The organism is Brenneria sp. g21c3 (assembly GCF_040240345.1).
GTDB lineage: Bacteria > Pseudomonadota > Gammaproteobacteria > Enterobacterales > Enterobacteriaceae > Brenneria.
In genome coordinates this window covers 20372-42799 of sequence record NZ_JBEIAB010000024.1, presented here as the reverse complement: position 1 = coordinate 42799, position 22428 = coordinate 20372, and the positions used below count along the sequence as shown (strand labels likewise).

Below are 22428 nucleotides of genomic sequence, written 5' to 3'. Positions count from 1 at the left end.
CCCTCTACTTGAGCGGCGAACGGGTACGTTCCAGGCCGTAACGTTCCATTTCTTTATAGGGCACGGTGGTGATTTTCTGTTTGCGCACGTCGATCAGCGTCACCCGGTCGGTACAGGAGTAACAGGGGTCCAGGCTGCCGATAATCAGCGGCGCGTCGGAAACGGTATTGCCGCGCAGCATATAGCGCAGCACCGGCCAGTTGGCGTAGGTGGCGGCGCGGCAGCGCCAACGGAACAGCTTCTGGTTGTCGCCGGTCATGCTCCAGTGGATATCTTCGCCGCGCGGCGCTTCGGCAAAACCCAGTGCGAATTTGTGCGGCTGATAGGTGAAATCTTCGTTCAGCAACGGGCCTTCCGGCAGATTGTCCAGACCGTATTCAATCATCGCCATCGAGGTGAACACCTCGCGCACCCGAACCAGCACGCGGGAATAGACATCGCCCGCATCCAGGTGATGCAGCTCCATCGGCAGATCCAGATAACCCGCATAAGGGTGGTCGATACGCATATCCCGCTTAAAGCCGCTGGCGCGGATCATGGGGCCGACCGGGCTGTAATCGCGGGCGACTTTCTTATTGAGAATGCCGATACCCTGCGTGCGCTGCCCCATGTTGGGCGTGCTGAGCAGCATGTCGGTCAGTTGGCTGACCTCGGCGCGCATCTCCCGGATCAGCTTGATGGTCTTTAAGCGGTCGTCTTTCAGAATGTCGCGGCGGATACCGCCAATCAGGTTCAGACCGTAGGTTTTTCGCGCGCCGGTCAGCATTTCCGCGATGGTCATCGACTTTTCCCGAATACGGAAAAACTGCATAAAACCGGTATCGAAACCAACAAAGTGGCTGGAAAGCCCAATGTTCAGCAGATGGCTGTGCAGGCGTTCCACTTCCAGCAAAATGCTGCGAATGCTGTGCGCCCGCGCGGGAACGACAATGCCTAACGCATTTTCGATGGAAGAGGTGTAAGCCACGCTGTGGGTAAAACCGCAAATACCGCACACCCGGTCCGACAGAAAGGTCACTTCGTTATAGCCCATGCGCGTTTCCGCCAGCTTTTCCATGCCGCGATGGACATAGAACAGACGATAGTCCGCATCGATAATCTGTTCACCGTCCACGAACAGGCGGAAGTGGCCGGGTTCATCCGAGGTGATGTGCAGCGGCCCGATGGGTACCACGCGGGTGGCGCCGGTGGCTTCATTGGTGAAGGTATAGGACTCGTCATCGCGGGTGGGTTGCGGTCGTTGACGGTAATCCATGGCATCCTTGCGCAGCGGATAGAGATCGTCCGGCCAGTCGTCCGGCAACACCAGCCGGCGCTCGTCGGGCAAACCGACCGGGATCAGACCATACATATCGCGAACTTCGCGTTCGCCCCAGACGGCCGCCGGTACGCGGGGCGTCACCGACGGGTATTCCGGGTTATCCGGGCTGACCAGCGTTTTGACGATCACCCAGCATTTTTCGCCTTCCTCCATCGACAGCACGTAATAAACGGCGAAGCAGCCATTCAATGAACGTTCATCGTTGCCAAACAGCACGGACAGCCAGCCGCCTTGTCGGTAGTAAAGAAATTCCACCACCTCAGGCAACGAATCCGGTTTGACGGTCAGGGTCAGTTGATTGGATGTTTGCCACTCTTCCTCCAGAATGGCCGCCGGGAATCGCTGCCTGACCTGCGCGGCATAACCGGCGCCGAGTTTGTCAGCAGGGGATCCCTGGCTGGAAGTAGGGGTTTCATTCATCACGATACATCTCCTGACGCGAAAGGGTGGGCGCTGTATGTTCAGCGGTGTGAAGTCCGGTCGTGTCGCCGTCCGCGGTGCGCAGCCAGGGCGGCAGGAACGGGCTATTCAGTTCAATCTCGTTGTGTCGTGCCGCGTTGCTGACGATGGTCGTCGCATTTTCCAGCAGGCGGATAACCGGCTGCGGGATGTGCGTCCCCATCACCAGCATCAGGATCAGCAGCACAACCATCGGCGCGGTGGTCATGATCCCTAATTCGCCTTTACTGACCGCGGTCGGGCTACTGCCCAGCACGGTACTGGCAACCATACGCACCAACCCGGCCAGCACCACGGTCAGCAACGCCAGCAGGGCAATCACCAGCCAGAGATGGCCGGCGGCGAGCCCTGCGCTCACGGTCATAAATTCGCTGAGGAATACATTGAAAGGCGGCATCCCGCCCAGCGCCAGCGCCCCGCCGGCCAGTAAGGCGCCGGTGAGCGGGGCGACGCGCATGATGCCTTTAATCGCATCCATATCGCGCGTGCCATATTTCAGCAGAACATTGCCGGAACCGCAGAACAGCAACGTTTTCGCCAGGCTGTGATTCAGGGTATGCAACAACGCCGCGAGAATGCCCAGCGGGCCGCCGATCCCCAGCGCAACGGCGATCAGCCCCATGTTTTCAACGCTGGAATAGGCCAGCAGGCGTTTCATATCGCGCTGAACCAGGATCAGGAAGGCGGCGACCGCGACCGACAGCATGCCGAAAACCAGCAGCAGCGTACGGGGGAAGTCGGAACCGATGGCGGCGCTGACGATAATGTAATAGCGCACAATCACCAGCAGCGCGCAGTTCAGCAATACCGCGGACAATAGCGCGCTGGTCGGGCTTGGCGCTTCGCTGTGCGCATCCGGCAGCCAGGCATGCATCGGGAACAGGCCGGTTTTGGTGCCGAAGCCGATGATGATAAAGATAAACGCCAGATGCATCAGCGTGCCGTCCAACTCGCCCGCATGTTTCAGCACCTCCGTCCAGAAGATGGCGTCGCCCGGTTCCGCCATCACGCTGGCGGCGTTGGCGTACACCAGCACGGTGCCATACAGGCCGAAAGCGACGCCGACCGTACAGATGATGATGTATTTCCAGGCGGCCTCCAGCGAAGATCGCTGGCCGTAGAGGCCGACCAGAAAGGCGGAGCTCAGGGTGGTGGCTTCAATGGCGGCCCACATCAGGATCAGGTTGTTGCTGGTGATCACCAGCAACATGGTGAACAGGAACAGATGGAAGAATCCGTAGTAGTAGCACAGGGTGGTCACCGTGATTTCCCCGCCGTCGACCTCATGGCGCATATAGCCCATGGAGTACAACCCGGTGAGAAAGCCGATGATGCCGAGAATAGACAAAAACAGGGCGCTGAGGCTGTCCAGATGCAGCCAGTTATGTACGGCCAGAATTTCTCCGTGCTGGTACACCAGCCAGACCTGCTGCATGGAAACCGCCAGCAGGGCGAGAATGCCCAGCAGATGGATAAGGCTTACCAGCCTGCGCGCCTGACCGCCGGTAAAGCGGCACAGGAAAGCCAGCAGCGCGGTAACCAGCGGGGTGGCGAGCAGGGTGAGAAGGAGAGCGGTAGTGGTCATGTTGTTCACCCCTTCAGCGCGGTTAGCTGTTGCACATCGAGCGTGTTAAGCGTGCGGTAGATTTTGCGGGCCATCAGGGCCATGACGATCACCGCGAAAATCGCGTCGGTGGCGATGCCGATTTCCACCAGTTCCGGCGCCCGGTTCGCCAGCAGCGCCAGCGTCAAATGAGCGCCGTTTTCCATCAGGCAATAGCCGAATACCTGTTTGAGGATATTGCGTTGGGTGACAATGCACAGCAGGCCGATCATGAAGTGGCCGAGGGAGACCGCCAGCGCCGGTTTCAGCGAACTGACCATCGGCAATTTAACCGGTTCGACCACGAAGTAGCACAGCACCACAATCAGGGTCGCCAACAGGATAATCACCGCCGGGCCGACGACGCCGCCATCGGCCTTCGGGTCGTCCAGCTTGCGAAACGCCCAGTACATAATGACCGGAACCAGTATGACTTTGGTGATAAACGCGCTCAGGGACCACAGATAAAGCTGGTGAGCCTCTAGCAGTTCGGCCAGCGAGAAGAAAATCAGCACCAGCACCAGCGACTGTAGCGCATACAGGCAGGCCGATACCGTCGGGCGTCGGGCGCAGATTACCAGCAGGGAAGTGATAATCAGCAACCCGGCCAGGTTATTAATGATCAGAGATCCAGTCATCATTTATCCTTAGTTCAGCCAGATGGCGGCTATAACGCTTGAACATACCGACATGACGATCAGCACGATCAGCACCCCCTGCATCGCCCAGGGTACGGGCGTGGCGGCGGCAACTTCTTCGGACGGTTCCCCCGGCACGGTGCGGCCGAACCAATAGAGAAGCCAGGCAAAACTGGCTACCGACTCAATCAGCGAGATAACGAGCAAAGGCAGCAGCCAGACGTATTCCCGCGACAGGCTGAAACCGGCGGCGAACAGGGGGAATTTACTGAAGAAACCGTTAAACGGCGGTACGCCGGCAATCGCCAGCGCCGCGACGCAAAATCCGACGCCCAGCAGCGGCATTTTCCGCATGATGCCTTTCAGCTTCGGCAACATCCGGGTGCCGCAGCTGTAGCTGAGCGCGCCGGCCACCAGGAAAAACAGGCTCTTGGCAAAGGCATGGTTGAAGATGTACGCCACGCCCGCGTCGAACGCCATGCGCGAGCCGAACGTCGCCAGCGACAGGGCGAAGAAAATGTAGGCCAGTTGCGTAATGGTGGAGTAAGCCAGCAGCCGCTTCATGTCTTTTTGCGGCAAATACATGATGAAGCCGTACACCATGGTGATGGTCGCCATGACGATGCCGACCGCGCCGATAATGTGCGGCACCTGCTCGGCGGAAAGGATCGCCCGGGCGAAAATATAGACGCCGACTTTCACCATCGACGCCGCATGCAGATAGGCGCTGACCGGCGTCGGCGCTTCCATGGCGTCGGGCAGCCACATGTGCAGCGGAAGCTGCGCCGATTTCCCCCAGGCGGCGAACAGAATGCCGCTAAATACGATGATTTTGCTGTCGTTGTCCAACTGCGCCAGCGCGCTCAGCGCGAACGTTCCGGTCTGCACGAACAGATAAGCCGCCGCCAGATAAAGCCCGACGGAGGCAATGTGCGTGACCAGCAGCGCTTTCAACGCCGAACGCAGCGATTTCGGCTGCTGGTAATAACCGATGAGCGCCCAGGAGCAGCCGCCGGTGATTTCGAAAAACAGCAGTTGCCCCAGCAGGGTGGATGACAGCGTGACGCCGGCCATCGCGCCGATGAACACCAGCAGAAAGGCGTAATAGCGGTTGGTGCCTTCGTGCGGATGTTCCCGGTTGCCCAATGTCAGATAGCCCGTGGAATAAATGCTGACCAACAGGCCGAGGAAGACCACGGCAAAGCCGATCAGCAGGCTGATGCGGTCGAACAGAAAACCGAACAGCTCAGCCTGGCCGTAGCGGTAAAGGGTATAGGCAACATCCGTTTTCCCCCCGGCCAGATAGCCGTAGCCCAGCCAGGTCATGCCGAGCGTCGCCAGCAAAGCGAACAGGATGCAGAGCCCTTTGGCCCGGCGCTGCGGCAGGGCGGCTATCAGCAGCGCGCCGATAAACGGCAGCAGGATGGTCGCAAGGGCAACATTCTTTAAGACGAGAATATCCATGATGAATGCCTACTCCTTATAGACCGGTAAGATAGAAAACGAACGCCAGCGCCGCCACGCCGAAGCCTAACCAGGTAACATGTCCGGTGAGCAGGAAGCGCCCGCGCGCCAGGCTGTTTTCAATTAAGGCGGCGACAAAAAACACCACGATCAGCTTGATAAGAAAGGCGATCGAACCGCCGATCAGGGCGGCCAGCGTAAAGGTTTCGGCTTTGCCGAACGGAATAAAGATGGACAGAAACAGGGCGGCCACCACTACCTGTTTCAGACTGATCCCCCATTTCAGCAGCGCCAGCGCCGCGCCGGAATATTCCGTCAGCGGGCCTTCCTGTAGTTCCTGTTCGGCTTCGGCCACGTCGAACGGGATTTTGCCCATTTCGATGAAGACGGCGAACGCGCAGGCCAGCAACGCCATCGCGGTGGCGGTCGGCGACAGCCAATGGCGGCCAGCCAGCATGCTGCTGATATTGCCGATGTTGGTGGAGCCGGCAATCAGCGCGACCACCAGCAACGCCAGTATCATGATGGGTTCGACCAGGATCCCCAGCGTGAGCTCGCGGCTGGCGCCGATGCCGGCAAAGCTGCTGCCGGAGTCCAGACCGGCCAGCGCAAAGAAGAAGCGGAACAGCGCGAACAGGTAGAGCAGGGTAATGACGTCGCCGCCGGAACCAAACGGCGATACCCAGGTGACGATGGGCAGCGTCATGGCGACCAGCAGCATCGTGCCGATCAGGACGTAAGGCATCAGGCGAAAAACGCCGCCCGCATGCTGCGGCGAAACATCCTGCCTTTTCAGCAGCTTGAAGATGTCACGGTAGTCCTGTAACACGCCCGGCCCCTGCCGGGAATGCATTTTGGCGCGAATAACCCGCGCCATGCCGGACATCAGCGGAGCCAGCGCCAGCAGCGCCAGCGCCTGAATCACCGCGCAGGCGATCAGGCCGGAAACAGGCAAGGCCAGCGTCCCTGAGTTTATCGTTCCTGTGATTGAGCTATCAGCGATCATCATGTTCTCCTCAGGCCATCGTCAGCAGCAGGATCACCAGGGCGGCGACCACATACAGGCAGTAAACCCGGAAGTCGCCATGCTGAATTCGCTGCGTGACGCGGCCGATACGCTGGGCCAGGCCGACCAGCGGCATGACGAGGCGCGTATCCCAGACGGGTTCGGTTCGCCCGGCGGCCAGCGTGGTTTTATCCAGCGCGATTTGCATCATCGGCGCCGGATCCAGCGTTTTACGTATTCGGTACAAGGGCGCGAACATCACGCGCAATGGCTGGGTGAAGCTGGCGGCGGAGGCCGCCATCGCAGACTCGTAGGCATAGCCGCAGGCCCAGGGCGTGCCGCGTCGGCGGAAATTTAACCGCGTTCCTTTGGCGCCGATATACAGCAGCAACGGCAGGAGCGGCAAGGCCAGCAGCAGGATGAAAATCAGCGGCGCCGCCAGCGAGGTTTGCGCCGGGTCGCCGGGGAATACCAGCATGCCCTGCGCGACGAGCGGCGCGGCGGTTCCCGTCAGGCTGGCGGCGACCCGGCCTATTACCGGCGCCACTGTGCTGGCGCCCACGCCCAGCGCGATGCACAGCAGCGCCAGCAGCCACATGGCGGCGGTCATCGGCCACGGGACTTCCCGCGCCTGAGCCGCTTTCTCGCTGCGGGGCGCGCCGGAGAAGCTGATGCCGTAGACCTTGACGAAACACATGGCCGCCAGCGCGCCGGTAATCGCCAGCATAACGATGGCGATTGGCGCGACCAGCCGCAGTGAGAAGCTGCCTTCTTTATTCAGGGTGAACAGCGACTGGTAGGTAAACCATTCGCTGACGAAACCGTTCAGCGGCGGCAGCGCGGAAATCGCCATACAGCCGATGAGAAAGGCCAGCGCGGTATACGGCATCACGCGCGCAAGGCCGCCCATTTTCTCCATATCTTTGGTGTGCAGACGGTAAATCACCGCGCCGGCGCCCAGAAACAGCAACCCCTTGAAGACGGCGTGGTTCAACAGGTGGTACAGGCCGCCCAGCAGGCCAAGCGCCGCCAGCAGCGGGTGATGCGTGGCGATGCCGATCATCCCCACGCCGACGCCCATCAGAATGATGCCGATATTTTCCACGGTGTGATAAGCCAGCAAGCGTTTGATATCGTGTTCGGCCAGCGCGTAGAGCACGCCGAGCACCGAGGAGACCGCGCCGAACGCCAGCACCACCACGCCCCACCAGACTTCAGCGGCGCCCAGCAGGTCGATGCCCACTTTGATGATGCCGAAGATGCCGATTTTCACCATCACGCCGGACATCAGCGCCGAAGCGTGAGACGGCGCGGCCGGGTGCGCGCGCGGCAGCCAGCCATGTAACGGCAGCATCCCGGTCTTGGCGCCGAAGCCGAAGAAAGCCAGCAAAAATACGATGGACGCCTGCGGCGCGGAGAGGGTCGCCTGGCGGAAATCGGCGAAATCCAGGCTGTCGCTGTGCCGATACAGCAGGAAGAAGGCGATCATGATCAGCACCGAACCGGCGTGAGCGATTAAAAAGTAAAGCAGACCGGCGTTGATGGCTTCTTCGTCCTGATCGGAAATCACCAGGAAGTAGGAACTGAGCGACATCATTTCAAACAGGATGATGAAATAAAAGGCGTTATCGACAACCACCAGCGCTACCATCGAGGCGATAAACAGATTCATAAAGAACCCCATCGCCCAGGCGCGTCCCCGGTATTCCTGTAAATAAGACAGCGAATAGAGCGCGGTGACGACCGTCAGCAGCGAAATAACCAGGATGAGGAACGCGGCGAGCGCGTCCATTCTTAGCGTTAAATGGGCAAACGCGGCGAATGGCCCGGCGAAGGTCGCCGTCAGCAATTGACCGTGGAGTAAGACCGGCAGCGCGGCGGCGATGCCGCAGAGTCCGGCCAGTGCGGAACTGAGGCCGCTCAGCAGAATCGCCACAGACTCGGCACGGGCCAGACACAGGGACAGCAACGCGCCGACGGCGTAGAGCGTCAGCGCCAGCGCCAACCATTCCAGTGAAGTCATCATAGTTTATTCTCCCGTTCGGTCGCGTCTGGCGGGAAGGGCAGGTTGCCGGCCGGCCATTCCATTGCATGGCGGCGTTTCTCCGCCGTCACGCGTTCGAGTTCCCGTTCGTCGACGATGAACAGCGCCTTGGTGGGACACACCCGGACGCATTCCGGCCCCTGTTCCTGAAAGGCGCAGAGGTCGCATTTGACGGCGACGCTGCGTATCCCGGCATGCCAGGCAAGAAAAGGATTGATGGAGGAAACGCTGCATGGGACGTCGGAAAGCAGGGACAAAGGGATATTCTGACTGAAGGTCTCCGGGATAGCCTGCGGCTTGCTGCCGGACGGCGTTATCGCGCCGAAGGGGCAGGCAATGGCGCAAAGTTTGCAGCCGATGCAGGTATTTTCGTTTAGCACCACCGCCTGATCCTGATGCGTGATGGCATTAACCGGGCAGACTGTGGCGCAGGGCGCATCTTCGCAATGGCGGCATAACACCGGCGCGGTGCCGGCGAGGTCGCGTTCCACCGTCAGGCGCGGATGCGATTGCAACCCCTGGCGGCGGTGTACCTGCGTACAGGCGGCCATGCAGGTGTTGCATCCGATACAGCGTTTGGGCTCCGCAATGACGAAGCGGTTCATAGCCATACCCTCCGTGGGGAAATATTAGCGTTTGCAGCGCTGAAGCATATTTCGTGCCACGTCAGGAAATGATAGCGCCAGAGCGCGGCGGCCAAGGGCTGAGGCAAGAGACGACGGCTATCGCACTGAGGGAGGCGATGCGCTCGACATTAGTGTCGACAGCTTCCCGGCCGGCGGTTTCGACACTTTTGACGATGAGATTATTTTTTACGTCTGGCGCTTTTTCGTCGCGTGGAGACCGGCGGGAATCAGCCGATGATTGTGTACGGTTTCAGTAGGCGATCCCCGCCTACGACCGCGGGGATGACGGGGTGTTTACGGGGATGACAGGGTGTTTGCGTGAATGACGGGGTCGTGGTGGGTACCATGTTGATTATCCAAAGTCACACCTCGCCCGCGTGTCATTCCCGCGTAGGCGGGAATCAGCCGATGGCTGTGTACGGTTTCAGCAGTCGATCCCCGCCTACAGCCGCGGGGATGACGAGGGGTGTTTGCGGGGATGACAGGGTGTTTGCGGGGATGACGAGGGGTATTTACGGGGATGACAGGGTGTTTGTGGAAATGAGGAGGGTGTTTACGGGGATGACGGAGTCGCAGTGGGTACCATGTTGATTATCCAAAGTCACATCTCGCCCGCGTGTCATTCCCGCATAGGCGGGAATCAGCCGATGGCTGTTTACGGTTTCAGCAGTCGATCCCCGCCTACAGCCGCGGGGATGACGAGGGGTGTTTACGGGGATGACCCAGGTTGGCGAGGCGGCATTCACAGCGCATGGGAGCATGGAAATACATAGCCTAACTACAGACGCATTATGTAAATTTATCTCATTTTCTGTAATGAAGACGCTAATTAACAGGGCGTTAGCAATGTCATTATGCACATTGTTTCTACTATGGCATAAAAATTGCAATATTCATTTTTATTACAATGGCAGGATGATATGACCGGCCGCTAGCGTTGGAGGATGATTATGTGTTTGGGTATTCCGGGAAAGGTCGTGGCGTTGGCATCCGGGGACGAACAACTCGCCTGGGTTGATGTCTGCGGCGTCCGGCGCGAGGTGAATATCGCCCTGGTGCTGGATGGCGTGGATCGTCAACAGCTGATCGGCAGTTGGGTGCTGGTTCATGTCGGCTTCGCCATGAGCCGTTTAGATGAAGAGGAAGCGCAGTCGACACTCGATGTTTTGCGGCAGATGGAAGAGTTGGAACAAGATGTTACATATTTTTTGCGTCAATAAATTCGATTTTGTGATGTGAATCAAAAATTGTCCACTCCATGGGGTGATAATGAGAATAAATACCATTAGCGTTCACTCCTATTATGTCTATGTGGCAAAAATTCTTCTTGGCGTTGTGCTGGCTGTTGAGCTGCTCGCTGGCTTTAGCCGCAACCGATTATGTTTCATTTATTCAGGATATCGAATCCCGGCTGGATAAAACGGCTCAGTTGTATGCGCAGCAGAAGCCGGACGAAGCCCGTACCGAAGTGCAAATGGCCTATTTCGAAGTGTTCGAAAATCTTGAAGGCCCCATTCGTATCAATATCTCCGCGCAAAAAAGCTATCAACTGGAAGCGACGTTCGGTGAAATCCGCCGCATGATCGGCGCCGGAAAACCGCTGGCCGATGTACAGGCCAAAATTTCCTGGCTGAAAGGGGAACTGAACGCGGTGCAGCCCGTTCTGGCGGAAGGGCATAAGCTGGTGGCGCAGGAGCAGCACGGCGCGTATGACAATACGGATATCGCGCTGTACTGGCAGCAGAGTTTCAAGATTATCGATGATTCGCTGGCGCAGGCGATAAGCGATTATCAGGCCGGCGATTACAGCAAAGCCAGCCAGAATGTGCAGCAGGCGCTCTATCAGGGGTTTAAAAACTCCGAGATGGAAATGTCCGTGCGTCAGAACCGTTCCGCGCAGCAGGCCGCCGCCATTAATCAGCAGTTCTCCGCGCTGATCGCCATGACGAATCAACCGGATCAGATGAGCGAAGTCGCCTATCGCGTGACGACGCTACTACAGGATATTGAGGATCTGCTGCCGGGGCTGCCCACCACGCGCGATAGCCAGCCAGTCACGGCAACTCCGGAAGACGATGCCGGCATCGCCGCCGATGATGTGCCTGACGCCGACTGGGGCAAGGTCGCCGCCGATATCAATCAGGCGATGCTGGACGCTATCGAACAATATCGTCAGGGGCAGTCCCGACCCGCCATAATGGCGGTGCAGGACGCCTATTTCGATCTGTTTGAAGCCAGCGGGATGGAAAACAAAGTCGGTTCCCGCAACGCCGCGTTCAAGTCCACGCTGGAAGGGTATTTTACTCGTCTGGTCAGCCTGATGAGCGCCGGACAGCCGGTAGAACAGCTGCAAGCGCAGGCGGACGCGCTGAAGCAGGATCTGGCGAATGCCGTCGCCATGCTGGGGGACGGCGGCGATACCCACTGGAGCCTGTTGGTCTATAGCCTGTTGATCATTGTGCGAGAAGGGCTGGAAGCGTTACTGATTGTGGCGGCCATCGTCGCCTATCTGGTGAAAAACGGCCAGCACGATAAGCTGCCGCTGATCCGACAGTCTGTTTATGTCGCGCTGTTGTGCAGCGTGATCACCGCCGTTATTTTCCAGTTGCTGTTTACCAACGCCGGCGCCAGCCGCGAGCTGCTGGAAGGCGTCACGATGCTGATCGCCGTGGTGATGCTGTTCTTTATGAGTTACTGGCTGTTGTCGAAAGTGGAAGCCCGCCACTGGAAAGCCTATCTGGAAGGTAAATTGTCGCACTCCCTGAGCAGCGGGTCGCTGGTGGGGTTATGGCTGACCAGTTTTCTGGCGGTCTACCGTGAGGGTGCGGAAACCGTTCTGTTTTACTACGCGCTGGCGGGGGATGCGAACAATATGATGGGGCATCTCTCGATTCTGGCGGGCTTCGTCATCGGCTGCGTGATCCTGGTTATCGCCTATCTGATTATGCGATTCACGGTGGTTAAACTTCCGCTTAAGCCTTTCTTTATGTTCACCGGCTGCTTTATGTATCTGATGGCGTTTGTCTTTGCCGGCAAAGGGGTGCTGGAGCTGATCGAAGGCAAATTGTTTGAACCGACATTGCTGACCGGCGTGCCTGAAATCAGCGGCCTGGGGATTTATCCCTATGTGGAAACGCTGATACCGCAAGCCGCGCTGTTGCTCGCCGCGTTAGTCGCGCTGCTGATTATGCGGCGGCGCGCCGCGGTCGCCTGATTCTGGAAGTGATGAAAAGCGCTAAACGAAAGATAATTTTTTACATTGATGATATGAGGATGGGTTTGATGAACATGCGAAAAAGTCTGATTGCGGGCGCGGTAATCGCCGGTCTTTTCACCGCCCCTGCGGTGTTGGCGTTTGAAGAGTACCCGGCTGGCGAGCCGGTCACTCTCAATGAAATGGAGATTGCTGCGGTTTATCTGCAACCGATCGACATGGAACCTCGCGGTATGGGACTGCCGGCGGCAAAATCGGATATCCATCTGGAAGCGGATATCCATGCGGTTGAAGGCAATAAGAACGGCTTCGGCGCCGGCGAATGGATGCCGAACCTGACTATCGCCTATACCCTGACCAACACCGATACCGGCGCCAAACAGGAAGGCAACTTTATGCCGATGGTCGCCAGCGATGGTCCGCACTACGGCGCGAACATCAAAATGATGGGCGTCGGCAACTACAAGGTGGTTTACCATATCGACCCGCCTTCCAAAGCCGGCATGCATCGTCATACCGACAGCGAAACCGGCGTCGGCCGCTGGTGGAAGCCGTTTGATGTCAGCTTCGACTTTAAATACGTCGGCATCAAGTGATCCTCCCGACCGCGATGCGTTCTTCGTCATCGCGGTCATATTCACCTCTCGGCAGCGACGCCTGAAGGCGGCTGGCTCCACGGATAGGCGCGAGTAAAGCCGCCGACGCGCCTGCAATTTGAAAGATGACGGGGATATGAGTTATTTCTTTGTGACCACGCTACAGGCGTTCCTGCCGATAGCGTTGCTGTTAGGGTTGAACTGGAGCCACCGTTCCACGCCAGAAATCAGACCGTTAGCCTGGATAACGCTGCTGGCGCTGATTCTCGGTACGTTGGTTGGGGTACGCCTGCCTGGCGGACAGCAACTGCAACTGTGGATAACCGGTATCCAGGCGGCGGCTTTAGCGCTGTTTCTCGTCAGCCAATTTTTCTCCCACGCGCGTATCGGCTATTTCTGGCAAGCGGCGCTGGTCGCCGGCGCGGCTATCCATTGGGGCGGCGATCCCAATCTGAGCGCCTTAACCGCCACCCATGTGGTGAATACCGAACTCCTGCTGAATTTCAGCGCCGTGGTTATCGCCTTAGGCTGGCTGACGTTCAGCGCCGCGCTTTGCGGCATGATCGTCCGACGCATTCGCGCGCTGCGCTGGCCGCTGCTTATTTTGCTGGTCGCCTTATTAATGTTGCCGATCAGCGGCAACCTGCTGTTGCTATTGATAAAGCTACAGGTTTTGGGGCTGACCAAACCGCGCCTGAGCTATGTCGCCCAGGTGACCAACAGCGCCTGGCTGTTGAATTATCTGAGCGCGCTATTAATGGCATTAGCGGCGTTCTGTTACCTGCCGCCGTTATTACGCGCGCGCCGGCGGATGCGCTCGGAAACGCAGGCCATCGCCAAACGTAAAGCCACGGCCGATTACCGCAATGTGCGTCGCACGGTGCTGGCGACCGCGGCGGCGCTGCTGGCGATCGTTTTGGGACAACTTTACTGGGATCAGGTGGCCTCCCGTCCGCCGCGCCTGTCTGAGGCATTGCCGGTGACGCTGGCCGAAGACGGCAAGGTGCATATCCCGATCGAACAGATCCGCGACGGCAAGCTGCACCGGTTTGTCTGGGTCGCCGACGACGGCAAAGCGGTGCGTTTTTTCGTCATTAACCGTTATCCGGATCGGCTGCGGCTGGGCGTGGTTTTCGACGCCTGCCTGCTATGCGGCGATCAGGGCTACGTGATGGAAGGCAATCAGGTGATTTGCGTGGCCTGCGACGTGCGTATCTTTATTCCCTCCATCGGTAAGGCGGGCGGCTGTAATCCGGTGCCGATAGAAGGCTGGAGCAATGACGATCGCGAACTGGTGATTAGCCACGCGTCGCTGGCGGCGGGCGCCAACTATTTCACGACCGTGATATCCCTGGAGGTGGTCGATCCGGTGGATGGTTCAACGCTCACCAATGTGAAAGCCGAGCACAAGTATCGCTATGCCGGTAAAACCTATTTCTTCTCGTCTGAAGCCAACTACAACCGTTTCCGTGAAAGTCCTGGCAAATATGTCGCCGCCAGGTCGGCGGCTGACGATCAAGCGGAAGGGGAATAACGATGTTATGGCGCATGTTACGCCAGTCCTGGCGCCGAAATATCCGGCGTAAATCGCTGGCGATATTAACGGTCTTTTTAGCGGCCGGGTTGATTTCGGCGCTGTTGGCGGTCTCTATCGATATCGGCGACAAAATGTCGCGCGAATTGAAATCCTATGGCGCGAATATCCTGATTGAACCGGCGGGACAGGCGGCGTTGCCGGCCTTATTCGGCGAACGCAGCAATCCGCTGGACGGGCAGGACTTTCTCGACGAGGCGGAACTGCCGAACATCAAGGATATCTTCTGGCGTAACAATATCGTCGGCTTTGCGCCGTTGCTCAGCGGCGACGTCGAGATTAACGGACAGCCGGTTGCGGTATTGGGTACGTTTTTCTCCCAGCCCGTCGCGGTGCCGGATGAAGAGGACTACCGCACCGGGCAGCAAACCGTCAGCCCGTATTGGCAGGTCGCCGGCCAGTGGCCGCAGGAGCCGGTTGTCGAAGGGCAAGTCGCCGAGGTGCTGGCGGGGAAACAACTGGCCCGGCAAAATGGCTGGCAGGTGGGCAGCCGGCTTCGGTTGAAGGGGTCGACAGGCGAGATCCCGGCGCGGGTAAGCGGCATTCTGACCAGCGGCGGCGATGAAGAGAATCGTCTGGTGATGCCGCTGGCGGTGGTGCAGCATTTGCTGGGGCTGGAAGGAAAGATTCAGGCGATCCGCGTGTCGGCGCTGACGGTGCCGGAAAACGATCTGTCGCGCCGGGCGCGTGAAAACCTGGACGCGCTGAACGCCGAAGAGTATGACCTCTGGTACTGCACCGCCTATGTCTCTTCCATCGCTCATCAACTGGAAGAGGCCATCTCCGGCTCGGTGGTTCGCCCTATTTGGCAGGTGGCCGCGTCGGAGGGGGTGGTGATCGATAAGATCCAACTGTTGCTGGCGGTGGTCACGTTTGCCGCGCTGGTCGCCGCCGCCATGGGGATCGCCTCGCTGATGACCAGCACCATTATGGAAAGGGCCAGAGAGATTGGCCTGATGAAAGCGCTGGGCGCCCGCCAATGGCAGATCATGCTGCTGTTCTATCTGGAAGCGGCGCTGAGCGGTTTGCTCGGCGGCCTCATCGGCTGCGTGGCGGGTTGGGGGCTGGCGAAGGCTATCGGACTGATGCTGTTTGGCGTGCCGCTCAGCTTCGCCTGGATCGTGATCCCCTGCGTGCTGGTGATTTCGATGCTGATTGCCGTTATCGGCACCTGGTTCCCGGCGCGGCGTATCGCCAAACTGTATCCGGTGGAGGTGCTGTATGGCCGCTAACGCCTGGATGAACGGCATGTTCTGGCGACTGGTGCTGCGCGCGCTACGACTGCGAATGCAGCGGGTCGGCGTGGTGTTCGCCGCTCTGATGGTCGGCGCGGCGATAGTGACCGCCATGTCCGCCGTCTATTTCGATATCAACGCCAAGATGAGTCAGGAACTGCGCACCTTCGGGGCGAATTTCTATATCGGCCCCGCGCGGGGAAGTTCGTTGCCGCAGGCCACGTTCCAGCAAATTATGGATAACGCGCCGGCCGGGCTCATCAATGCGGCCAGCCCCTATCTGTACGGCATGGCGCGAACCGAACTGGAAAAAGTGGTGCTGATGGGCGTGTGGTTCGAATCATTGCGTCCGCTGGCGCCTTACTGGCAGGTGAAAGGTAACTGGATCGGCGTCAGCTTTGACGATCGCAACGCGATGATCGGCGTCAAGCTGGCGGAGCGGCTGAATGTGAAGGTCGGCGACAGCATTACGCTGGTGGACGATGGCGAGAAGCAACGTTTGCAGATTAAAGGCATCGTCGAGTCCGGCGACGCCACGGACAATATGCTGATCGTCAGTCTGGATCTGGCGCAGAAGTGGCTGAATAAAGCCGGCACGATCAGTAATGCGCTGCTCAGCGTCAGTAACGATCTGGGACAGGTGGATCGGTTCGCCGGGCGCTTGCAGCAGCAATATCCGCAGTTGGAAATCAGGCCGATCCTTAAGGTCTCGGCTTCCGAAGGTCAGGTGCTCAATAAGATCAAGGGACTGATGGGATTGGTTTCGGCCGTTATTCTGGTGCTCTCATCCCTGTGCGTCAACACGACGTTGATGGCGATTGTCGGTGAACGTTCGCGCGAGTTTGCCTTGCAGAAGGCGCTGGGCGCCAGCGGGCGGGATATTATCCGCCAGATGCTGGCCGAAACCGGCATTATCGCGCTGGCGGCGGTGGCGTGCGGTTCGGTGCTGGGGTACCTGCTGGCTCAGATCCTCGGAATGGCGGTGTTCAATGCGACGATTTCGCTGCGGGCGCCGGTCTTCCCGTTGACGCTGACGCTCTCTTTGCTGGTCGCCGCCGTCGCGGCCATTGTTCCCACCCGGCGGGCGATTTATATCGAACCGGCTAAAGTTTTAAAAGGAGAGTAGTGCGATGTCCTCATTAATAAAGGGTCGGATCGCGGGGCAGACGCCGGAGGCGGTGATTGAGACTCGCGGGCTATACAAGCGTTTCGGACAGGTTACCGCGCTGGAAGATATCAACATTCGCATCGCCCGCGGCGAATTCGTCGCCATCATGGGCGCGTCGGGATCGGGTAAAACCACGTTGATGAATATCCTTACCTGTCTTGATACGGTCAGCGAAGGTCAGGTGCTGCTGGACGGCGTCGACGCCGCCGCGTTGGATGAAGAGGGAAGACGCAAATTTCGCGCCGATAAAATCGGACTGGTGTTCCAGCAGTTTCATCTGATCCCCTTTCTGACGGCGCTGGAGAATATCATGCTGGCGCAGCATTACCACAGCGTGGTCGATGAGGAAGCCGCCAAACGGGTTCTGGCTCAGGTCGGATTGGAACACCGCATCGGCCATTTGCCCAGTCAGCTGTCCGGCGGCGAACAGCAGCGGGTGTGTATCGCCAGAGCATTGGTCAACGAGCCGCCGGTGATTTTCGCCGATGAGCCGACCGGCAATCTGGATGAAGAGAACGAACAGCGGGTGTTGGATCTGCTGAGAGATTTACACCGTCAGGGACGCACCATTGTGATGGTGACGCATAACCCTGAGCTGGGTAAGTTTGCCGATCGTATTATCCGTTTGCAGCACGGTAAATATTTAGGCGAGGAGGTTAATCATCATGCGGTGGCGTAACGGGTTAACCCTTTTTCTTGCGTTGGGCGCGCTGGCGTTACTGGGCGGCTGCAAAGAGGAACAGGTAAGCATCGGCGGGAAAGCGCCCGCGCTGGCCGCCTATGATTTAACCGGGCGGCAGGCGGAACTGTCTCGCTGGCAGGGGAAAAGCGTTTATCTGAATTTCTGGTCTTCGGGCTGCGGCGGTTGTCTGGCGGAAATGGCGACATTGGAAAAGCTGAGCCGGCGTTACGGTGATCGGGTGGTGGTGGTGGCGGTGAATACCGATCCGGACGGCGTGGATATTTCCCCGTTGCTGGCGCAGCACCAGATCAGCTATCCGGTGATCCGCGATCAACTGGGGATCACCAAAGAGCGCTATCAGGTTATCGGTACGCCCACTTCATTTATCATCGACGACAACGGTAAGGTGATCGCGCAACATCAAGGCGCGCGGAATGAACAACAGTTGACGGCGTTGTTTGTGCGCCTGGCGCACGGGGCGTGACGGGGTTGACGATTAAATTCGTTGATCGGGTCGACGTCGCCCATTTTTAGCGCCTGCCTGGGCGCTAAATAGCCGAGCCTGCCTATTTTCCCGCGGGAAGCGACGCCGATACCGCCGCCGCCGCCGGCTGGGGTTTGATGCGCATCGCATAAATTACGCCAGTCACCAGACAGACGATGCCGGTCAAGGTCAGCAATGGCGGCCAGGTTTGACGCAGGATAAAGGCGTAACATAGCGCCGCCAGCGTTTCGAATACAATCAGCGGACCGATTAGCACGGTTGGCAGACGTTGGCTGGCTTCATTCCAGCATAGGGTGCCCAGCCATGAGCAAAACAGCCCGATGGCGATCATCAGGGGAATGAACACCTCAGGATGAGGGCCAAGCGGCAGGGTGAACGCGCTGTCGGTCAACGCAAGATGGCCGCATACCAACATATAACCGAGCAAGGCGATCGGCAGCGTGGCTACGCCCTGTGCCGTCGCCCAGGTCGTCGGCGGCAGATCGGCATGCGCGCGCAGCCAGCGGGCGTTGCGCAGCGGATACCAGGTCCAGCAGATCACGGATATAAACGCCAGAATAATGCCGCTGACATAGCGCCAGACATCCAGCGTCACCGTTAAGGATTGCAGTTCGGCAATATTGACGCAAACGAGTCCTACGGCAATCAGCATCAGCGCCGGTATCAGTTGGCGCCACAAAACCCGGCCGTCGCGTTGGCCGTAGAGCAGATTCGCCGTTACCGCGATCGCCACGGGCAACGTGCCGATAATCATGGTTGACACCGGCGCGCCGGTGCGCTGAATGGCGCTGGCGAGAAAGAAGTAGTAAAGCAGATTGCCGACGGTGGTGAGTTTGGCCGCCTCCCACCAGTCCTGACGGGTTAGCCGACTTAGCCGGCGTCGATCCAGCCAGGCCAGCGGTAATGCGATCAGGCCGAACGCCAGATAGCGTCCCGTTGATTGCAGCGCGGCGGGATATTCAGGCACCAGCAGAGGGCCGACAAAGACTAATCCCCACATTAATCCCGCGGAAAGGGCAAAAAGAATACCGGTTAGCATGATTAAACCTGTTTGTTATTTGAATCGCGCCTGTATTGTGACCATCGCACGACCGAATGCGGCAACGCGCATGCAATATGGCGAGTATACCTGTTTAACGCTGCGGCATGACAGACAGGCGGGCGTTTTTTTGACAATCTCAGCCAGAGGTTTTTACGATGTCTTTCTGCGATATTACTCATTCTTCGGCATTCCTTGCTGTTTTATTGGCATCCGTGAGTAATAGCGAATTGGAAGATGATTGTTTAAATAAGATGAAAATAACTTCAATTATTCGGCGGATTCAATGAGGTAGAGATGTTTTTTATAAAAGGTAAAATGCGTTTCACCGAATTTATCCCGCGATTATCGGGTTCCGCAAGGTTGAAATTATTCAGGGTATATTAATTATTATATGAGTTTTAATTTTTATTAATTTGTTATATTAGTTTGTTTTGTATTTATTAATTATTGAAAATTAAATATAAAAAATCATGTGACGATAATCACAATGAGGAGATAATAAATAAGATAAAAACGCCTTTATCTTATAACACAGATAAAAAGGTATTTTTTTCATGTCTTCATTATTATTATCGTCCTTATTTCCATTGGTATTTATTATGCTGATGGGATGGTTGAGTGGGAAATTAAATTATATGAAACGGGATGATGCCGGCGTATTGGCGACGGTCGTTATCCGTTTTGCCTTGCCGTTGCATTTGTTTATCGGCGCCTTGAATACCGACCCTGATAAAATAAAGAATTTCTCTTTTGTGGCCGTGTTGTTTATCGGTCTGATGGGCGCTTATCTACTGACACTGTGTATTTCCCGATTAGTTTTTCGCCACGATATCAAGACCAGCGCGATTCAGTCGCTTGTCTGCGCCTTTCCCGATATGGCTTATTTCGGCGCGCCGGTGTTGGCGGTGCTAATCGGACCCGAAGGGTTTCTTGGCGTATTGATCGGCAACCTGATCACCAGCGTGTTTATGATCCCGTTGACGATTGTGCTTATCCGTATGGGCGATAACGGCGGCAATGCCGAGCGTCAGGAGAGCTTGGGCATCATGATCATGAGCAATCTGTATAAGGCCGCTCGCAATCCGATCGTGTGGATCCCGATTCTGGGCGTGACGCTCAGCCTGTTGGGCGTCAAAATTCCGGCGCTGTTGTATTCGTCGATTGATATGATGGGTAAAACTGCCGGCGGCATTTCTCTGTTTGCGCTTGGCCTGCTGTTTTATGGCGAAAACCCGAAATTTAATCTGCATACCCTGACCAACATCAGCCTGAAAAATCTGGTACAGCCAGCCATTATGGCCGCAGCCGGCATTGCTTTCGGGCTCAGCCCCAGCCTGATGCAGCAGGTGGTGATCATCGGCGCGACGCCGTCCGCTATCGCCGCCGGCATGTTTGCGATACGCAGCGATACTTATGTTGAATCCGCTTCCTCGGCGATACTGGTGGGAACCGCCGTCGGGATTTTCACTGAAGGCGTGGTGATCTTTATGATGACGTAGCGCGGGGGGGATGGAAAAATGCAGATATCGCCCGGCGCTCAAGCGGCGTCGGGTCACTCCTCTTCTTGCCGTCGCGTGCGATTTTAAATCCGCCGCACGGCCCTTTGATCCCGTGAGAGCGAGATAATCTATAGATGTAAATCTTATAATTCATGGCAAAAAGATTTAACGGTCGCGCGCGGTCAAAAACCATTGTCTTTGTGTTGTATTTTTAATTAATTGAATTTGATGTGTTTTTATTGTTGATGGCGCTGAGTTACCGTTGGAAATGCATTTGGGAGATGGCTTTAGTATAAAAAAATATAAACAAATCCATTTACTTATTTGTCCTGGGTATTATTCCTTCGTATCTCTATTACATGTTTCGGGCAATGGTGATGGAGTGCAAGGTGAATTTCCAGCAATTGAAGATTATTCGTGAATCAGCGCGGTGCAATTACAACCTGACCGAGGTGGCGAATAGCCTGTTTACTTCCCAATCCGGCGTGAGTCGTCATATCCGCGAGCTGGAAGAGGAGTTGGGGATTGAAATTTTTGTCCGACGCGGTAAACGTTTGCTGGGAATGACGGAACCAGGTAAAGCGTTGTTGACGGTGGCCGACAGGATCCTGAATGACGCCAGCACCATTCGCCGTCTGGCGAATGTGTTCACCAACAATGATACCGGGCAACTGGTGATCGCCACCACTCATACTCAGGCTCGTTACAGTCTGCCTCAAGTGATTATGGCGTTTCGTGAACTTTATCCTCAGGTGCGTCTGGTGCTGAATCAGGGAACGCCGGATGAAATCGTCGCCATGCTGCATTCAGGGGAAGCCGATATCGGCATTGCCAGCGAACGGCTGATGAACGATCCCTCGCTGGCGGCTTTTCCTTATTACCGCTGGCACCATGCGATCGTGGTGCCGGAGGCGCATCCGCTGGCTCGGGAACAGATTGTGACGCTGGATATGCTTAACGCCGTGCCGTTGATTACCTATCGTCAGGGCATTACCGGACGCTCCCGCGTGGATCACGCCTTCCAGGCGGTGGGGATGGAGCCGGACATTACGCTGACCGCCCAGGATTCGGATGTCATCAAAACCTATGTGGAGTTGGGACTCGGAGTCGGGATTTTGGCCGATAAGGCTTACGATCCGGTTCGGGACAAAGGGCTGGTGCGCCTGAGCGCTGAACATCTGTTTGAGGCGAATACCGTCTGGCTGGGATTAAAAAAGAATCAGTTACAACGTAACTACGCCTGGAAATTTATCCAGCTATGTAACACCGAGCTGTCGCAGGCGGAGATTAAAGAGCGGGTATTTGCAGAGAATGATGAGAGCGTTATCGATTTCCAGATTTAATTTTTCCGCCTGTTTCTTCCCCCGGCCTCTTGCAGGATATCGCATGGGTATCCCCCGCAATCCGTTAAGATAACTGATTAACCAGCCAGAACATTTCTGGCTGGTCGCGCTTTTTCACGCTTGTTTTCTACCGCGACCAAATCGTCGCGCAAATGCATTCCATTAGCATAATTATGGCTTTGCTTATGAACAATCCACTTGATCTCACCGTGGCGGGATAGTAGCATCCCTCGGCATAACAATAACATATGTTTGGTGTTTTGTTTTTAGATACAAATACTTGTGCGCTTTTATTGAATAACTATGTGATTCATCCTTGTGTACTGGCATCGAGAAAACTTTCGCCTGCCGCCCATCAAACATACCCGATATTCGTCACCTCCACGCTT

Annotated in this window: 18 protein-coding genes; 10 read left to right on the top strand and 8 right to left on the bottom strand. The window is 57.1% G+C overall.

The features are described 5' to 3' along the window. Positions 1-4 precede the first annotated feature (4 nt). The 7 genes from ABRZ28_RS22240 to ABRZ28_RS22210 all read right to left on the bottom strand — a co-directional run bounded on the left by ABRZ28_RS22240 (position 5) and on the right by ABRZ28_RS22210 (position 9140). Positions 5-1741 (bottom strand): hydrogenase large subunit, encoded by a 1737-nt coding sequence (locus ABRZ28_RS22240; RefSeq protein ID WP_319603997.1) that lies wholly within the window; start codon positions 1739-1741, stop codon positions 5-7. Further along, positions 1734-3365, bottom strand: coding sequence for a hydrogenase 4 subunit F (locus ABRZ28_RS22235; RefSeq protein WP_319603907.1), 1632 nt, complete (start codon positions 3363-3365; stop codon positions 1734-1736). The genes ABRZ28_RS22240 and ABRZ28_RS22235 overlap by 8 nt, the downstream gene beginning before the upstream one ends. Positions 3366-3370: 5 nt before the next feature. Beyond that, entirely contained in the window at positions 3371-4021 is a 651-nt protein-coding gene (gene hyfE / locus ABRZ28_RS22230; protein ID WP_330521587.1) for a hydrogenase 4 membrane subunit, read from the bottom strand. A 9-nt stretch (positions 4022-4030) separates the two neighbouring features. Continuing rightward, the gene (locus ABRZ28_RS22225; RefSeq protein WP_319603908.1) at positions 4031-5485 is read right to left on the bottom strand and encodes a hydrogenase 4 subunit D; all 1455 of its coding nucleotides are present in this window, start codon (positions 5483-5485) and stop codon (positions 4031-4033) included. A 16-nt stretch (positions 5486-5501) separates the two neighbouring features. After that, positions 5502-6371 (bottom strand): respiratory chain complex I subunit 1 family protein, encoded by an 870-nt coding sequence (locus tag ABRZ28_RS22220; protein ID WP_413556138.1) that lies wholly within the window; start codon positions 6369-6371, stop codon positions 5502-5504. A 130-nt stretch (positions 6372-6501) separates the two neighbouring features. Then, complete coding sequence (gene hyfB / locus ABRZ28_RS22215) at positions 6502-8517, bottom strand: hydrogenase 4 subunit B (protein ID WP_330521586.1); 2016 nt, start codon at positions 8515-8517, stop codon at positions 6502-6504. Then, positions 8514-9140: a 4Fe-4S dicluster domain-containing protein gene (locus ABRZ28_RS22210; protein ID WP_319604000.1), complete on the bottom strand. Its 627-nt coding sequence runs from the start codon at positions 9138-9140 to the stop codon at positions 8514-8516. The genes hyfB and ABRZ28_RS22210 overlap by 4 nt, the downstream gene beginning before the upstream one ends. Before the next feature lie 971 nt (positions 9141-10111). Here ABRZ28_RS22210 and hypC point away from each other — a divergent pair. The 8 genes from hypC (at position 10112) to ABRZ28_RS22170 (ending at position 18134) form a co-directional block, all read left to right on the top strand. Beyond that, positions 10112-10381 carry a HypC/HybG/HupF family hydrogenase formation chaperone gene (hypC, locus tag ABRZ28_RS22205; RefSeq protein WP_319603910.1) on the top strand — a complete coding sequence of 90 codons (270 nt, stop codon included), beginning with the start codon at positions 10112-10114 and terminating at the stop codon, positions 10379-10381. 83 nt (positions 10382-10464) lie between these two features. After that, on the top strand, positions 10465-12375 hold the full coding sequence (locus ABRZ28_RS22200; RefSeq protein WP_330521585.1) for an FTR1 family iron permease: 1911 nt from the start codon (positions 10465-10467) through the stop codon (positions 12373-12375). 68 nt (positions 12376-12443) lie between these two features. After that, entirely contained in the window at positions 12444-12971 is a 528-nt protein-coding gene (locus tag ABRZ28_RS22195; RefSeq protein ID WP_319603912.1) for an iron transporter, read from the top strand. Positions 12972-13107: 136 nt separating this feature from the next. Next, complete coding sequence (locus ABRZ28_RS22190; RefSeq protein WP_319603913.1) at positions 13108-14505, top strand: Fe-S-containing protein; 1398 nt, start codon at positions 13108-13110, stop codon at positions 14503-14505. A 2-nt stretch (positions 14506-14507) separates the two neighbouring features. Continuing rightward, positions 14508-15797, top strand: a complete 1290-nt coding sequence (locus ABRZ28_RS22185; protein WP_330521584.1) for an ABC transporter permease — start codon at positions 14508-14510, stop codon at positions 15795-15797. Positions 15798-15813: 16 nt separating this feature from the next. Continuing rightward, complete coding sequence (locus ABRZ28_RS22180; RefSeq protein WP_319604001.1) at positions 15814-16926, top strand: ABC transporter permease; 1113 nt, start codon at positions 15814-15816, stop codon at positions 16924-16926. A 4-nt stretch (positions 16927-16930) separates the two neighbouring features. Continuing rightward, positions 16931-17647, top strand: a complete 717-nt coding sequence (locus tag ABRZ28_RS22175; RefSeq protein ID WP_319603915.1) for an ABC transporter ATP-binding protein — start codon at positions 16931-16933, stop codon at positions 17645-17647. Further along, positions 17634-18134 (top strand): TlpA family protein disulfide reductase, encoded by a 501-nt coding sequence (locus tag ABRZ28_RS22170; RefSeq protein ID WP_330521583.1) that lies wholly within the window; start codon positions 17634-17636, stop codon positions 18132-18134. Before ABRZ28_RS22175 ends, ABRZ28_RS22170 begins: the two co-directional genes overlap by 14 nt. 82 nt (positions 18135-18216) lie before the next feature. Here the strand turns inward: ABRZ28_RS22170 and ABRZ28_RS22165 are convergent, their stop codons facing one another. After that, a complete protein-coding gene (locus ABRZ28_RS22165) occupies positions 18217-19194 on the bottom strand; it encodes a DMT family transporter (protein ID WP_330521582.1) in 978 nt (325 codons plus the stop codon). Positions 19195-19751: 557 nt separating this feature from the next. Between ABRZ28_RS22165 and ABRZ28_RS22160 the strand changes: the two genes are divergently transcribed. Both ABRZ28_RS22160 and cbl read left to right on the top strand, forming a co-directional pair. Then, a complete protein-coding gene (locus tag ABRZ28_RS22160) occupies positions 19752-20696 on the top strand; it encodes an AEC family transporter (RefSeq protein ID WP_319603918.1) in 945 nt (314 codons plus the stop codon). 389 nt (positions 20697-21085) lie between these two features. Beyond that, positions 21086-22039, top strand: coding sequence for an HTH-type transcriptional regulator Cbl (gene cbl / locus ABRZ28_RS22155; RefSeq protein ID WP_319603919.1), 954 nt, complete (start codon positions 21086-21088; stop codon positions 22037-22039). Positions 22040-22428 lie beyond the last annotated feature (389 nt).

Coding starts and splice junctions, on each gene's coding strand:
- ABRZ28_RS22220 (WP_413556138.1), bottom strand. CDS start 6,371: ATGTCCGGCATGGCGCGGGTTATTCGCGCCAAAATGCATTCCCGGCAG.
- ABRZ28_RS22180 (WP_319604001.1), top strand. CDS start 15,814: ATGTTCTGGCGACTGGTGCTGCGCGCGCTACGACTGCGAATGCAGCGG.
- ABRZ28_RS22195 (WP_319603912.1), top strand. CDS start 12,444: ATGAACATGCGAAAAAGTCTGATTGCGGGCGCGGTAATCGCCGGTCTT.
- ABRZ28_RS22240 (WP_319603997.1), bottom strand. CDS start 1,741: ATGAATGAAACCCCTACTTCCAGCCAGGGATCCCCTGCTGACAAACTC.
- ABRZ28_RS22165 (WP_330521582.1), bottom strand. CDS start 19,194: ATGCTAACCGGTATTCTTTTTGCCCTTTCCGCGGGATTAATGTGGGGA.
- ABRZ28_RS22175 (WP_319603915.1), top strand. CDS start 16,931: ATGTCCTCATTAATAAAGGGTCGGATCGCGGGGCAGACGCCGGAGGCG.
- hypC (WP_319603910.1), top strand. CDS start 10,112: ATGTGTTTGGGTATTCCGGGAAAGGTCGTGGCGTTGGCATCCGGGGAC.
- hyfB (WP_330521586.1), bottom strand. CDS start 8,517: ATGATGACTTCACTGGAATGGTTGGCGCTGGCGCTGACGCTCTACGCC.
- ABRZ28_RS22185 (WP_330521584.1), top strand. CDS start 14,508: ATGTTATGGCGCATGTTACGCCAGTCCTGGCGCCGAAATATCCGGCGT.
- ABRZ28_RS22210 (WP_319604000.1), bottom strand. CDS start 9,140: ATGAACCGCTTCGTCATTGCGGAGCCCAAACGCTGTATCGGATGCAAC.
- ABRZ28_RS22200 (WP_330521585.1), top strand. CDS start 10,465: ATGTCTATGTGGCAAAAATTCTTCTTGGCGTTGTGCTGGCTGTTGAGC.
- hyfE (WP_330521587.1), bottom strand. CDS start 4,021: ATGACTGGATCTCTGATCATTAATAACCTGGCCGGGTTGCTGATTATC.
- ABRZ28_RS22235 (WP_319603907.1), bottom strand. CDS start 3,365: ATGACCACTACCGCTCTCCTTCTCACCCTGCTCGCCACCCCGCTGGTT.
- ABRZ28_RS22160 (WP_319603918.1), top strand. CDS start 19,752: ATGTCTTCATTATTATTATCGTCCTTATTTCCATTGGTATTTATTATG.
- ABRZ28_RS22170 (WP_330521583.1), top strand. CDS start 17,634: ATGCGGTGGCGTAACGGGTTAACCCTTTTTCTTGCGTTGGGCGCGCTG.
- ABRZ28_RS22225 (WP_319603908.1), bottom strand. CDS start 5,485: ATGGATATTCTCGTCTTAAAGAATGTTGCCCTTGCGACCATCCTGCTG.
- ABRZ28_RS22190 (WP_319603913.1), top strand. CDS start 13,108: ATGAGTTATTTCTTTGTGACCACGCTACAGGCGTTCCTGCCGATAGCG.